The sequence below is a fragment of the Sphingobium sp. SA916 genome (assembly GCF_002894065.1).
In the GTDB taxonomy this organism is placed as follows: Bacteria; Pseudomonadota; Alphaproteobacteria; order Sphingomonadales; family Sphingomonadaceae; genus Sphingobium; species Sphingobium fuliginis.
The window spans coordinates 1-13,851 of sequence record NZ_LXYF01000066.1; the positions used below are offsets into that span (position 1 = coordinate 1).

At 64.7% G+C, this 13,851-nt stretch carries 15 protein-coding genes; 2 read left to right on the forward strand and 13 right to left on the reverse strand.

Annotated elements, in window-relative coordinates; all coding sequences use genetic code 11:
• Positions 1-180: 180 nt before the first annotated feature.
• The gene (locus tag A8G00_RS19560) at positions 181-369 is read right to left on the reverse strand and encodes a hypothetical protein (protein WP_044661801.1); all 189 of its coding nucleotides are present in this window, start codon (positions 367-369) and stop codon (positions 181-183) included.
• 94 nt (positions 370-463) lie between these two features.
• On the opposite strand from A8G00_RS19560, the gene A8G00_RS19565 reads away from it, so the two are divergent.
• Entirely contained in the window at positions 464-1,012 is a 549-nt protein-coding gene (locus A8G00_RS19565; protein ID WP_025547872.1) for a shikimate kinase, read from the forward strand.
• Positions 1,003-2,115, forward strand: a complete 1,113-nt coding sequence (gene aroB, locus A8G00_RS19570; RefSeq protein WP_099186329.1) for a 3-dehydroquinate synthase — start codon at positions 1,003-1,005, stop codon at positions 2,113-2,115. Before A8G00_RS19565 ends, aroB begins: the two co-directional genes overlap by 10 nt.
• 250 nt (positions 2,116-2,365) lie before the next feature.
• Here the strand turns inward: aroB and rpmE are convergent, their stop codons facing one another.
• The 12 genes from rpmE to rpsB form a co-directional block, all read right to left on the reverse strand.
• A complete protein-coding gene (gene rpmE / locus A8G00_RS19575) occupies positions 2,366-2,590 on the reverse strand; it encodes a 50S ribosomal protein L31 (protein WP_007687040.1) in 225 nt (74 codons plus the stop codon).
• Positions 2,591-2,771: 181 nt separating this feature from the next.
• Positions 2,772-3,254, reverse strand: a complete 483-nt coding sequence (fabZ, locus tag A8G00_RS19580) for a 3-hydroxyacyl-ACP dehydratase FabZ (protein ID WP_025547869.1) — start codon at positions 3,252-3,254, stop codon at positions 2,772-2,774.
• 7 nt (positions 3,255-3,261) lie between these two features.
• Entirely contained in the window at positions 3,262-3,921 is a 660-nt protein-coding gene (locus tag A8G00_RS19585) for an OmpH family outer membrane protein (RefSeq protein ID WP_025547868.1), read from the reverse strand.
• A complete protein-coding gene (gene bamA, locus A8G00_RS19590) occupies positions 3,921-6,560 on the reverse strand; it encodes an outer membrane protein assembly factor BamA (protein WP_099186330.1) in 2,640 nt (879 codons plus the stop codon). Before bamA ends, A8G00_RS19585 begins: the two co-directional genes overlap by 1 nt.
• A 112-nt stretch (positions 6,561-6,672) precedes the next feature.
• Positions 6,673-7,806, reverse strand: coding sequence for an RIP metalloprotease RseP (rseP, locus tag A8G00_RS19595; protein WP_099186331.1), 1,134 nt, complete (start codon positions 7,804-7,806; stop codon positions 6,673-6,675).
• Positions 7,803-8,960: a 1-deoxy-D-xylulose-5-phosphate reductoisomerase gene (locus tag A8G00_RS19600; protein WP_103001480.1), complete on the reverse strand. Its 1,158-nt coding sequence runs from the start codon at positions 8,958-8,960 to the stop codon at positions 7,803-7,805. Before A8G00_RS19600 ends, rseP begins: the two co-directional genes overlap by 4 nt.
• Positions 8,957-9,736 (reverse strand): phosphatidate cytidylyltransferase, encoded by a 780-nt coding sequence (locus tag A8G00_RS19605; protein ID WP_025547861.1) that lies wholly within the window; start codon positions 9,734-9,736, stop codon positions 8,957-8,959. The genes A8G00_RS19600 and A8G00_RS19605 overlap by 4 nt, the downstream gene beginning before the upstream one ends.
• 5 nt (positions 9,737-9,741) lie before the next feature.
• Positions 9,742-10,518, reverse strand: a complete 777-nt coding sequence (locus A8G00_RS19610) for an isoprenyl transferase (protein ID WP_103001481.1) — start codon at positions 10,516-10,518, stop codon at positions 9,742-9,744.
• A gap of 43 nt (positions 10,519-10,561) precedes the next feature.
• On the reverse strand, positions 10,562-11,119 hold the full coding sequence (frr, locus tag A8G00_RS19615; protein ID WP_025547858.1) for a ribosome recycling factor: 558 nt from the start codon (positions 11,117-11,119) through the stop codon (positions 10,562-10,564).
• A 6-nt stretch (positions 11,120-11,125) separates the two neighbouring features.
• Complete coding sequence (gene pyrH / locus A8G00_RS19620; RefSeq protein WP_020821031.1) at positions 11,126-11,851, reverse strand: UMP kinase; 726 nt, start codon at positions 11,849-11,851, stop codon at positions 11,126-11,128.
• Positions 11,852-12,021: 170 nt separating this feature from the next.
• Positions 12,022-12,948, reverse strand: coding sequence for a translation elongation factor Ts (tsf, locus tag A8G00_RS19625; RefSeq protein ID WP_044661795.1), 927 nt, complete (start codon positions 12,946-12,948; stop codon positions 12,022-12,024).
• A 98-nt stretch (positions 12,949-13,046) separates the two neighbouring features.
• Positions 13,047-13,805 (reverse strand): 30S ribosomal protein S2, encoded by a 759-nt coding sequence (gene rpsB / locus A8G00_RS19630; RefSeq protein WP_025547855.1) that lies wholly within the window; start codon positions 13,803-13,805, stop codon positions 13,047-13,049.
• Between the last annotated feature and the right edge of the window lie 46 nt (positions 13,806-13,851).

Below are 13,851 nucleotides of genomic sequence, written 5' to 3' on the forward strand. Positions count from 1 at the left end.
CGGGCGTGCCCGGTGCGGGGCGCGGCGGCTGCGTGCCGGGTTGCGGCGCTTCGGGCGCATCGCCGAAGCCGGGCGGCAGGAGCGATTCGGGCGTCTCCTGCGCCACCACCGGCAGCGCCAGAGCGAGCGCAAGCGTGCCCAGCGCCCATTTCGCATTCACCCGCCGTTGCGCCATGCCGTTTACTGGCCCAGCTTTTCGGCGGGAATGACCTTTTCCACGCGGGCCTGCGGCTTTTCGCCGCCGCGCGACCAGAGCAGGGCGATAATCCCCGCCAGCACAAGGACCGCAATGATGGGGATGATCGGCAGGGACGTCTTGCGGCGCCGGGAGCTGCCCTCAAAACTGCTGTAGGAACGGTTGCGCTTCATGAGTCCTGTTCTGGCTGGCTATTCTGGCTGGGTCAAAGCTGAAGGAAAGTTGCGATTTGCCTTGTCGACGCGGGGATGTATAGCCCCGCTCGCCATGCAGCGAAACAGCAAATCCGCCAATGCGCAAGCGAAGCGCGGCCCAATCGTCCTGGTGGGCATGATGGGCGTGGGCAAATCGACCGTCGGGCGTCGGCTGGCGGCGCGGCTCGGCGTGGGCTTCGTCGATGCGGACGAGGAGATCGAAAAGGCCGCGGGCATGACGATCACCGAAATGTTCGAACGCTATGGCGAGGCCTATTTCCGCGATGGCGAACGGCGGGTGATCGCCCGGCTGATGGATGGGGAGCCCAAGGTCATCGCGACCGGCGGGGGCGCCTTCATGCAGGAAGAGACGCGGGCGCTTATCCTGGAGCATGCGCTGGCGATCTGGCTGAACGCCGACATCGACACGCTGGTCGACCGGGTGTCGCGGCGCGAGGGACGGCCGCTGCTGAAGGGCAAGGACCCGCGCGTCGTGCTGACCGAGCTGGCCGCGATCCGCAATCCGGTTTACGCACTCTGCCCCATTCATGTGAAAAGCGCCGCCGCGCCGCATGACGTGGCGGTCGACAGCATCATGGAGCAGCTTTCCCAATGGCCATAGTCCGCGTCGCGCTGGATTCGCGCAGCTACGACATTCTGATCGAACAGGGCGTGCTGGACCGGGCGGCAACGCATCTGGCAGGCTATGCGCGCAAGGGACGGTTGGTGGTGGTGACCGATCGGCATGTCGCCGCCGCGCAACTGCCCCGCCTGGAAGCAAGCCTGCGGGCCGCCAATGTGGCGGTCGAAGCGGTGGTCCTGCCACCGGGAGAGCAGACCAAGAGCTGGCGCCACCTTGAAGAGCTGCTCGATGCGCTGCTGGCGCTGGAGATAGAGCGCGGCGACCATGTGGTGGCGCTCGGCGGCGGGGTGATCGGCGATCTGGTGGGCTTTGCCGCCTCGATCCTGAAACGCGGCTGCCATTTCATCCAGGTGCCCACGACATTGCTGGCGCAGGTGGACAGTTCCGTCGGCGGAAAGACCGCGATCAATGCGAAGGCGGGCAAGAATCTGGTCGGCAGCTTCTACCAGCCCTCGCTGGTGCTGATCGATCCCTCGACGCTCGACACGCTGCCGGCGCGGGAGACGCGGGCCGGTTATGCCGAGGTGGTGAAATATGGCCTGATCGACGATCCCGCCTTTTTCGCCTGGTGCGAGGCGGAAGGGCACAGGCTGCTGTCCGGCGACGTCCAGGCGCGCGAATATGCCATCGAGCGCAGCGTGGCCGCCAAGGCGGCCATTGTTGCCGATGACGAGCGGGAGACATCCGGACGGCGGGCCTTGCTGAACCTTGGCCATACCTTCGGCCATGCGCTGGAGGCGGACACCGGCTTTTCGGATCTTCTGCTCCATGGCGAGGGCGTCGCGGCGGGGATGGCTCTTGCCTTCCGCTATTCGGCGCGGCGCGGCCTGTGCCCGGCGGAGGATGCGGAGCGGGTGACGGCGCATCTGAAAGCCGTCGGCCTGCCGCACGACCTCGCCAGCGCGCATGTGAAGGCGGGCGGCGCGGCGCTGGTCGCGCATATGCTGCACGACAAGAAGATGGCGGCAGGCACCCTGCCCTTCCTGCTGGCGCGGGGAATCGGGCAGACCTTCCTGTCGAAGGATGTCGTGCTTGATGATGTCGCCGCATTCCTGGACGAGGATCGCATGGCGGCGGGATGATGCCCGGGATGGCTGATAGGGATGATTAGCCACCATTAAGCCCCTTCCCTTCAGGTTCAAACGGGGCATGTAACTCGTTTGAAGGGTGGGATGGGGAAGTGCCCATAGGCTGAGACTGCGCGTGAGGCACGCCCCTCCCCTTAAGGGGGGCAAGCGTCAATGTCCGCTTCTGGCGAAAACCCGCCTCTACCAGCCAAATAAAAAGGGCGCCCCAGGAGGCGCCCTTCCCTATCCTTCGCTTGAAGGCCGATTACTTCTTCAGCGTCAGGCCGCCGAAACGCTTGTTGAAGCGTGCCACCTGGCCGCCCTGCTCAAGCTGGCGGGTGCCGCCGGTCCAGGCCGGGTGCGACTTGGGATCGATGTCGAGCGCCAGCGTGTCGCCTTCCTTGCCCCAGGTCGAGCGGGTGCGGAACGTCGTGCCGTCGGTCATCTGGACGGTGATGAAGTGGTAATCGGGATGCGTATCGGCCTTCATGGGTCTGCTCCGTTCAGGGGCCGGTTTCCGACCGGCCATGGATGCGAAAATCTGCGAAGGCGCGCGGTTACATGGGAATGCGCGCAAAAGCAAGGGGAAGAACAGGCGGTTCCCTGTATCAGTCGACCCGTCATTCCGGCTGTGGAGGAAGTGGCAGGAAAGTCCGGATCACCGCCGCGTTTCAGTCCACCGGCGGGTCGGCAATCATAGCGACGAAACTGGCCTCGGCGCAGAGCTTGCCCTCGACCATCGCCTTGCCCGTGAACTTGCAGACGCGGCCGCGAATCTGGACCAGATCGACATGCAGGTCGAGCAGGCAGCCCGGTTCTACCGGATTGCGGAACTTCGCCCCGTCGATGCTCATGAAATAGACGAGCTTGCCCGAACCGCGAAGGTCCATGGTTTCGACCGTCAGCACGCCAGCGGCCTGCGCCATGGCTTCGACGATCAATACGCCGGGCATGATCGGCCGGCCGGGGAAATGCCCCTGGAAGAAATCCTCGTTGATCGACACCGCCTTGACCGCGTGAATCGTGCTGTTCGGCACGAGCGAAATCACGCGGTCGACGAGCAGCATCGGATAACGGTGCGGCAGCGCCGCCATCACCCCACGAATATCGATGGGGCCGATGGCGGCGGCAGCATTGTCAGACTGAACCGTCATCAAGCGATCAGCGCGAGGTCGGCTGCTGCGACGGATTGGCGGGAGCAGCGGCCGGAGCGGCCGCGGCCTGGCCCTGACGGCCCGGCTGCCAGCCGGCTGGCGGGGTGATGCCGACGCTGGGCACCAGCGCGTTGAGTTCGGTCACCACCGACTGGGTGATGTCGACGGTCGGCTGATAGGACACGGTCGCGTCGGGCGACAGGATCAGGTCGACCTTCGCCTTGGTCATCGCGGACTTCAGCGCATCCGACAGCTTGGCCGAAATCTGCTCCTCGACATAGGCGTTGGCGAGAGCGATCGGCTGACCCAGGCGCTGCAGTTCGGCCTGGCCGTCCTGACCGGCCTTCTGATAGGCCTCATATTGGGTCTGGATCGCCGGGGTCGGCTTGCCACCGGCTGCCTTCATCGCGGCTTCCAGGGCCGTGCCCTTGGCCTTGAGATCGGCGTCGATCGCATTTTTGCGTGCGGTAAAGCCGTCGATCTGCGCCTTGTAGGTGGTCTGGATCTGCGTGCGCGCGGTCGAATAGGCCGAGCTGGTGGCGACGGCGCGTTGCAGGTCGACGACGGCGATGCCGGTCTTCGATTGGGCAGCGGCCGGGACACTGGTCAGCGCCATGGCGGTCATCGGCGCGAGAACCAGCGCCGCAGCCTTGAAAATCGTCTTCATCAGAATTGAGTCCCTACGTTGAAGCTAATGAGCTGAGTGTCGTCCCCTGGTTCCTTGAGCAGGGCCTTGGCGATGTCGATGCGGAACGGCCCGAAGGGCGAGTTCCAGTTGACGCCGAAGCCCACGGCGACACGCGGTTTCAGCGTATCGCCCAGATATTCCTCCTCGAACGGTCCGATGATGAGGGTCTGGTTGGTCCCGCACGTGCCGGGAGTCCCCGCCTCGCTGCGCGAACCGGTCGTGTTGTCGGCGCAGATGCCGTTCGAATTCGTCGTGCGGGGATTGCGCAATCCGGCAACCGCACCGACGTCCGCGAAAATCGAGGGACGCAGGCCCATTTCACGCGCACCCGAGCCTAGCGGAATTTCCATTTCCGCCCGCGCCAGATAATAGATCTTGCCGCCCAGGGCGTCGTCGGAAACATTATTGTTCCCTTCGCCCCGCACATAGGTGGTATTGCCGCTCGAATCGGTCTGCGACTGCAGGTAATAGCGCTTCACGCGCGGGCCGATGCCGCGAATATCGAAGCCGCGAATCTGCGGATTGCCCAGGAAGAAGCGATCCGTCAGGCGAACCTTGTCGACCAGCTCGTTCGAAGCGTCCCGGCGGTCGCCTTCAAGGCTGTGGATATAGCCGCCCTCCGCAGAGACGGAGAAGATGAACCCACCGCCGACAGGCCAATATTTGGAGCCGTTCAACCGCGTGCGCACATATTTGACGCTGCCGCCCAGACCAGCGAAATCCTGGCTGAGAACGACATTATGGCCCCGTGTCGGACGAATGCGGTTGTCGCGGGTATCGTAGATCAGAGAATAGCCCAGCGACGACGTCGTCCGCTTGCCGATGGCGTCGCAAAGATAGCGTCCGGCCAGCAGCGGATCGCACTGAAGTCCCAGCGGACCTGCGCCATCGGGATCGGAGTAGTAGGTATCCTTGTCGAGCGTCACGTCGTCCAGATTCAACGTGTAACGCAGCGCCAGCGACATATATTCCGTGATCGGCACGCCCGCGCGAAGCTGGAAGCCGGTGGTCGTCTGTTCATAGGTCGTGTCGCGGTCGTTATTGTTCAGATAACGGAAGCTGTTGAGGTCGCGGCGATAGATGTCGCCGCCCAGTGCGATATTCTTGTCCATGAAATAGGGCTCGGTGAAGCCCACTTCCACCGACTTGGAATAAGCCGAATAATTGACGCTGGTGCGCAGTTCCTGGCCCTTGCCGCGGAAGTTGCGCTGGGTGATCGACGCCGCGACGATGAAACGCTCCAGCGAGGAGAAGCCGGCCGAAAGCGACAATTCGCCGGTCGATTTTTCCTGCACATTGGTTTCCAGGACGATGCGGTCCGGCGCGGAACCCGGCTTCTGCTCGATGTCCAGCTTTTCCTGGAAGAAGCCCAGCGAATTGATGCGGTCCTTCGACCGCTTGACCAGGAAGCTGTTGAACGCATCGCCCTCCGCCAGGCGGAATTCGCGGCGCACGACCTTGTCCTGGGTCAGCGTGTTGCCGTTGATGTCGACCCGCTCGACATAGACGCGCGGCGCATTGGCGATGCGGAAGTCGATCCCCATCGTCAGCGTGTCCTTGTCGCGCTGGAAGTCCGGCTGGACGTCCGCGAAGGCATAGCCGAACAGGCCCGCCGTTTCGCTCAGCGTGTCGACCGTGTCCTCGACCTGCTTGGCGTTGTACCAGTCGCCCTTCTTCATCGGCAGCATCTTGGTCAGCGAATCGCCGGACAGGTCGCGAATGTCGCTGTTGACCTTCACATCGCCGAATTTGTAGCGCTGCCCTTCCTCGACCACATAGGTGATGATGAAGTCCTGCTTGTCCGGCGTCAGTTCCGCCACGGCGGAGATCACGCGGAAATCGGCATAGCCTTCGGTCAGGTAGAACTGGCGCAGCTTCTGCTGGTCATAGGCCAGACGATCCGGATCGTAGCTGGTGCCCGACGAGAAGATGCGGAACCAGCGCGATTGCTTGGTCACCATCTGGCTGCGCAGTTCGCCGTCCTTGAACTTCTCATTGCCGATGATGTTGATCTGGCGGACCTTGGATTTCGGCCCCTCGGAAATTTCGAAGACGATGTCGACGCGGTTCTGGTCAAGCTGCACCATCTTCGGTTCGACCGTGGCGGCGAAGCGGCCCTGCCGGCGATACAGCTCGATGATGCGGGCCACGTCGGCGCGCACTTTCGAGCGGGTATAGATCTGGCGCGGAGCCAGTTTTATTTCGGGACGTATCTTGTCTTCCTTGAGGCGCTTATTACCTTCAAGGACGATGCGGTTGATGACCGGGTTTTCCTTAACCTCGACGGTCAGCGCGCCATTGTCGTTGCGGATCTGGACGTCGGCGAACAGCTCCGTCTCGTAAAGGTCGCGCAGCGCCTGGTCGAGCGATTCCTGGGTGAAGGGCTGGCCGATCCGCAGCTTGGTGTAGGACAGCACCGTATCCGGCTCCAGGCGCTGCTGGCCAGTGACGGAGATGGTGCGGATGGTTCCGGCCGCTGGAGCGACTGCCGGAACGGGCGCAGGCGCGGCAGCCGGCGGGGCATTTTGAGCCATCGCCGGGATCGCAGACATGCCCGCGATCATCGTCGTCGCCAACAGGGCCACGACGACCGGGCGCTGCCTGTTGCTGCTCATCATCGCTGTCACCCGCTCCACCTTCTACAAAAAAGCAACATGTCGTTCACGCCGGACCCATTCCGTTCACATCCGGAAAGACGGCGCCAAATCGCGTCCTCCTGCCCGATACGGCTCAGCCGATCAAGCCGGACAGACGATCCCAGAGGCCGAAAGAGGATAAATCGTTGAATGTTACCAGCACCATCATGGCCAGCAGGACCGCCAGGCCCGAGCGATAGGCCCATTCCTGCACCTGCGGACTGACCGGCCGCCGCTGTATCGCCTCCACCCCGTAGAACAGCAGATGCCCGCCATCCAGCATCGGGATTGGCAAGAGGTTGATGAACCCCAAGTTAATCGAGATGAGCGCCATGAAGAAGACGAAGCTCTCCACCCCCAGCGTCGCCGCCTGACCGGAAACCTCAGCGATCTTGAGCGGGCCACCCAGTTCCTTGACCGATCGGCCGCCCCCCACGATCTGGCCCAGCGTCTCCACCATGGTGCGGATGATCTGACCCGTCCGCTCCACGGCGACGACCGGCGCGCGGGCCAGGCTGACGGGCTCGATCACCGGCTCACCCGGCGCGATGCCCAGCCGTCCGATGCGGAACTTGTTGCCGAAGCCGTCATCTTCCTCGACCGCGCCGACCTTGCCCTGCTTCTCGAACAGCTTGCCCCGGCGGTCGATCATGATGGTGACGGGTTCGCCGGGGCGGATCTGCGCGAACAGGCGAATATCGTCGAAGGTCGTCATTTCCCGCCCGTTGAGCGAGACGATGCGGTCGCCCGCAACGATGCCAGCCGCCGCTGCCGCGCTGCCGGGCTGCACCTGCCCGGCGACCGCAGGGGTACGGCTCTCGCCATGGACGAAGGCGAAGGTTGCAAGGATCGCCATGGCGAAGAGGAAGTTGATCGCCGGCCCGGCCGCGACGATGGCCGCCCGCTGCCATAGCGGCTTGGCAGGGAAGCTCTCGGCCCGTTCGGCGGCGGGCATTTCCAGCCAGCGGGGATCGGTCTGGCTCGCCGCGTTCATGTCGCCCTTGAAACGCACATAGCCGCCCAGCGGCAGCGCCCCCAGGCGCCAGCGGGTGCCGCGCCTGTCCACCCAGGCCGCGATTTCCGGGCCGAATCCGATGGAAAAGGCCTCCGCCTTCACCCCGCACCAGCGGCCCACCAGATAATGGCCCAGCTCATGCACGAAGACGAGCGGTCCGATGACCGCCACAAATGCGACTACGGTCAACAGGAAACCGGGATTCTGGATCAAGCGGTCAATCTTTCCATCACTTGTGCAGCCATATTACGCGCCTGCGCATCCGCTTCCAGCACATCGTCGATCTGGCGGGGCACAGGCGCGCTATAGCGGTTCAGGACATCCTCCACAATCATGGCGATATCAAGGAAGCCTATGGCGCCTTTGAGGAAGGCGGCGACGGCGACCTCATTGGCGGCGTTCAATATGGCGGGCGCGGCGCCGCCCGCCTCCGCCGCCTGCCGGGTCAGCCGCAGCGCGGGGAAGCGATGCTCATCCGGCGCCTCGAAATCCAGGCGGCCGATCCGGGCGAGGTCCAGCGGCTGGCAAGGGGTGGCGATCCGATCGGGCCAGGCCAGCGCATGGGCGATGGGGATGCGCATGTCGGGCGAGCCAAGCTGCGCCAGGGTTGAGCGGTCGCGATATTCGACCATGGAGTGGATGACCGATTGCGGATGGACGAGGATCTCGATCCGGTCGAGCCCGACCGGGAAGAGATGCGCCGCCTCTATCAGTTCCAGCCCCTTGTTCATCATCGTCGCGCTGTCGACGCTGATCTTCGCGCCCATGGACCAGTTGGGATGGGCTACGGCCTGCGCGGGGGTGATGCCGCGCATCTCCTCCCGGCTGCGGGTGCGGAAGGGGCCGCCGCTCGCGGTCAGGGTGATCCTTGCGACATCTTCCATGCGACTGCCCGCAAGGCACTGGAATATGGCATTATGTTCGCTGTCGACCGGCAGCAGCGTCGCGCCCGACGCACCGACCGCGTCCATCATCAGCGCACCCGCCGACACCAGCGATTCCTTGTTGGCGAGCGCGACCGTGCCACCCGCCTTCAACGCCGCCATGGTCGGGCGCAGCCCCGCACAACCGACGATGGCGGCCATGCTCCAGTCCGCGCCTGCACCGGCCACGTCGACCAACGCGCCTTGGCCGGCCGCCGCCTCCGTCCCGGAACCGCGCAGCGCATCCTTCAGCGCGTCATAGCGGGTCTCGTCCCCGATCACCGCGATCACGGCATTGCTCTGCCGCGCGGCGGCGGCCAGACCCGCCACATCGCCATGCGCGGTCAGCGCAACGACGCTATAGCTGTCCGGATCGCGCTGGATCAGGTCCAGCGTGGACATGCCGACCGATCCGGTCGCGCCGAAGATCGACACCTTCTTCATGGCAATTGCACCAGGATCATATAGCAGATCGCGGCCAGCGGCGCGGCGGCGACCACCCCGTCCAACCGATCCATCACGCCACCATGGCCGGGCAGCAGCGTACCGCTATCCTTCACCCCTGCGCGGCGCTTCATCCAGCTTTCCAACAGGTCACCCAGCTGCGCGGCGACCGCCAGCAGGCCGCTTGCCGCGGCAAGCTGAACCGGCAGGTCCGCGAACCGGTAGAGCAGGAAACCCACGGTCAGCGCCGCCAGCACCCCACCGCCAAGGCCGGCCCAGGTCTTGGACGGGCTGACGCGCGGAGCCAGCTTCGGCCCGCCAATGGACCGGCCGGCGAAATAAGCGCCGATGTCGGTCGCCCAAACAAGGCCCAGCGCCCAGAGGGTCAGCAGCAACCCCTGAAGATTGGGCGCCTGTTCGCGCAGGAAAAGCAGCGCCATCACCGGCACGACGATATAGGGCACGCCCAGCGCCAGCTTGACCGACCGGCCCACCAGCGCGACGAAGAAGAAGGCGGCCGCCATCAATGTGAAGGCGAGCCAGGACACGCCGGCCGCCGCCGGGCAAAGGATCGCCAGCGGCACCGAGACGGCGAACATCGCCAGCTTGCGGTTCTCCGGCGTGGCTCCGGTCAGGTCGCCCCACTCCCCCTGCATCAGCACGCCCGCCACGGACAGCAGCATCCAGAAAAGGAAGCCGCCCGAAAACAGGGCCGCCAACGCTACGAGGATGAGCACGACGCCGACGATGGCGCGGGTGCGAAGCTCGCTCGACATGCCTGTCACAGCCCGCCGAAACGGCGGTCCCTCAGGCGGAAGGCGTCCAGTGCGGCAGCCAGCGCCCGCCCGTCGAAATCCGGCCACAGCATGTCCGTGAAATAAAGCTCCGCATAGGCGGCCTGCCATAGCATGAAATTGCTGAGCCGCTGCTCGCCCGAGGTGCGGATCATCAGGTCCAGCGGCGGCAGGTCTGCGGTGTAGAGCGCCGCATCCACATCGGCGAGGCCGATCTCCTCCGCCGCGATCTCGCCGGCGGCCACGCGGCGCGCCAGCGTCTGCGCCATGCGCACCAGCTCGTCCTGCGCGCCATAGTTGAGCGCTATGGCAATGATCGGCCCGCTATTCCCCGCAGTCCGCGCCACTGCATTGTCGATCAGCGCCACCAGCGCGGGATCGAGCGCCCGATAATTGCCGATGATGCGCAGCCGCACGCCATTGGCATGGAATTCGTCAAGGTCGGACTGGATGAAATGACGCAGCAGGCCCATCAGGTCCGCCACCTCGCCGGCCGGACGCTTCCAGTTTTCCGAGGAAAAGGCGTAGAGCGTCAGGCATTCCAGACCCAGTTCCCGCGCGGCGCGGGCGACGCGGCGCACCGCCTCCACCCCCGCCCGATGGCCGGCGATGCGGGGCAGGAAGCGCTTCTTCGCCCAGCGTCCATTGCCGTCCATGATGATGGCGACGTGACGAGGCGTGGCCGTTCCTGGCGGAACATCCTTGGGGCGCGCGCCATGGGCTGGCGCGCCGCTGGTCAGATCGGTTTTGGCTTGGGTGGCCATCAGACAGGAATGCGTGCTTTGGCCGCGAAAGGAAAGCCCCGGATCACTGACCGAGAATTTCCTTTTCCTTCGCCGCAGCCGCCGCGTCGATGTCCGCGATGGTGCTGTCGGTCAGCTTCTGGACTTCGGTTTCCTTGCGCTTGCGCTCGTCCTCGCTGATCTCGCCCTTCTTCTCGTCGGTCTTCAGGCTGTCCATGCCGTCACGGCGGACATTGCGGACGGCGATCCGGGCGCCCTCGGCATATTTGCTGGCGAGCTTGGCGAGTTCCTTGCGGCGCTCCTCGGTCAGGTCGGGGATCGGCAGGCGCAGCGTCTGGCCGTCGACGATGGGGTTAAGGCCCAGCCCCGCCGAACGGATCGCCTTGTCGACCGGGCCGACATTGCTCTTGTCCCACACCTGCACGGAAAGCATGCGCGGTTCGGGCGCGGAAACGGTCGCGACCTGATTAAGCGGCATATGCGCGCCATAGACCTCGACCGTCACCGGATCGAGAAGCTGGATATTGGCGCGGCCCGTGCGCAGGCCCGACAGATCGCCTTTCAGCGATTCCAGGGCACCCGCCATGCGGCGTTCGAGGTCGGCCTTGTCATATTGAGCCATTTTGTTTCAGCGCTCCTGATTTTGCACGATCGTCGCCACACCGTCACCGGCCAGCACCTTGGCCAGATTGCCGGTTTCGCGGATGTTGAACACGACGATGGGGATATTGTTTTCGCGGCAAAGGGCAATGGCGCTCGCGTCCATGACCTTCAGATTGTCGTTCAGCACCTGGTCGAAGCTGATCGCTTCATAGCGGGCCGCATCCGGCACCTTCTTGGGATCGGCATTGTAGATGCCGTCGACGCTGGTCCCCTTGAACAGGGCGTCGCAATCCATTTCGGCCGCCCGCAGCGCCGCCGTGGTGTCCGTGGTGAAGAAGGGGCTGCCGGTGCCCGCCGCGAAGATGACGATCCGTCCCTTCTCCATATGCCGCACCGCCTTGCGCCGGATATAGGGTTCGCAGACCGACGCCATCGGAATCGCGGACTGGACGCGCGTGTCGTAGCCCAGCTTCTCCAGGGCATTCTGCACGGCGAGCGCGTTCATGACGGTGGCCAGCATGCCCATATAGTCGGCGCTCGCCCGGTCGAAACCCTTGGCGGCGCCCGCCAGACCCCGGAAGATATTGCCGCCGCCAACGACGACGCACAGTTCGAACCCCGCATCCTTCGCCGCCGCGATCTCGCCCGCGACGCGGTTCACCGTCTCCGGCTCGATGCCGAACTGCCCCTGCCCCATCAGCACTTCGCCCGAAAGTTTCAGCAGGATGCGCTTGAAGGCTGGGCGAGACATGCGGGGCAATATTCCTTTTATGATCGGGCAAGGAAATGGCGCGCACCTTAAGCAGCGCGCGCCATGTTGTGAAGCAGGGTTTTGGAAACCCCGAACTTCCTTAGCGCCCGCTTCCGGCTTGTCGAGAAGCCTGAGCCTCCCGACACCGCCGAAGCGAACGAACTATCGGATCAGACGCCTGCGGCCGCGGCCACTTCGGCGGCGAAGTCGCTCGTTTCCTTCTCGATGCCTTCACCGAGCTGGAAGCGGACATAGTTCTTCAGCGTGATCGACGCGCCGGCATCCTTCGCCGCCTTCGCGACGACATCGGCAACCGGGGTCTTGTTGTCCATCACGAAGAGCTGGCTGAGCAGGGCCTGCTCCTTGGCGAACTTGGCGACGGCGCCGTCGACCATCTTGGCGACGATCTCGGCAGGCTTGCCCGATTCGGCGGCCTTTTCAGCGGCGATGGCGCGCTCGCGCTCCAGCAGGGCCGGATCGATGTCGGCGGCCGAGAGCGCCAGCGGGAAGGCAGCGGCGATGTGCATCGCGATCTGCTTGCCCAGCGGCTCCAGGACGTCGGCGGGCGCATCGCCTTCCAGCGCAACCAGCACGCCGATCTTGCCCAGGCCCGGAGCGGCCGCATTATGGACATAGGGAACGACCACGCCCTGGTTCACCTCGACCTGGCCGACGCGGCGCAGGGTCTGGTTCTCGCCGATGGTGGCGATGTTGGCGACCAGCTTCTCGGCGACCGTGCCGCCCGAGGGATAGGCCGCGTTCGACAGCGCCTCGGCATCGGCCACGCCGTTCTCCAGCGCGATGACCGACACGGTGCGGACGAAATCCTGGAACTGGTCGTTCTTGGCGACGAAGTCGGTTTCGCTGTTCACTTCGACGGCCACGCCCTTGGTGCCGGCGACGGCGACGCCGACCAGACCTTCGGCGGCGGTGCGGCTCGACTTCTTCTGCGCGGCGGCCAGACCCTTGGCGCGCAGCCAGTCGGTCGCCGCTTCGATGTCCCCATTGGCTTCGGTGAGCGCCTTCTTGCAATCCATCATGCCCGCGCCCGAACGGTCGCGCAGTTCCTTGACGGCAGCAGCGGTAATCTCGGCCATGTTTCGGCTCCTAAAGTTCAATGTTTCAGAAAAACGGCAGGGCGCGTTCCAGTGGAGCGCGCCCTAGCCTGTCAATTTTGCAGTTCGAAGACCGCGTCTCAGGCCTGAGCGACGACCTCTTCGGCCTCGGGCTCGTCCAGAGCGCCCAGGTCGACGCCCGAAGCCTGCTGCGCACCGCGGTTGCCCTTGGTGGCGGCGGCGGCGACGGCGTCGCAGTAAAGGCGGATCGCGCGGCTGGCGTCATCGTTCGCCGGAACCGGGAACGCGATGCCGTCGGGCGAGACGTTGGAATCGAGGATCGCGACGACCGGGATGCCCAGCGTGTTGGCTTCCTTGATCGCCAGCTCTTCCTTGTTGGCGTCGATCACGAACATGACGTCGGGGATGCCGTTCATGTCGCGGATGCCGCCCAACGACAGTTCCAGCTTCTCGCGCTCGCGGGTCATCTGGAGGACTTCCTTCTTGGTGAAGCCGTGGGTGTCGCCCGACAGCTTCTCTTCCAGGGTCTTCAGACGCTTGATCGAACCCGAAATGGTCTTCCAGTTGGTGAGCATGCCGCCCAGCCAGCGATGGTTGACGAAATGCTGGCCCGACTTGCGGGCGGCTTCGGCGATCGGGTCCTGCGCCTGGCGCTTGGTGCCGACGAACAGCACCTTGCCACCGGCGGCGACGGTCGCCGACACGAAGTCCAGCGCGCGGCCGAACAGCGGCACGGTCTGCGACAGGTCGAGAATGTGGATGCCGTTGCGCTCACCGAAGATGTACGGCTTCATGCGCGGGTTCCAGCGGTGGGTCTGGTGGCCGAAATGCGCGCCGGCCTCGATCAATTGGTGCATGGTGACGACAGGAGCCGCCATAATATTTCTCCTTCCGGTTACACCTCTGGGAATCAGGAACTGGGCG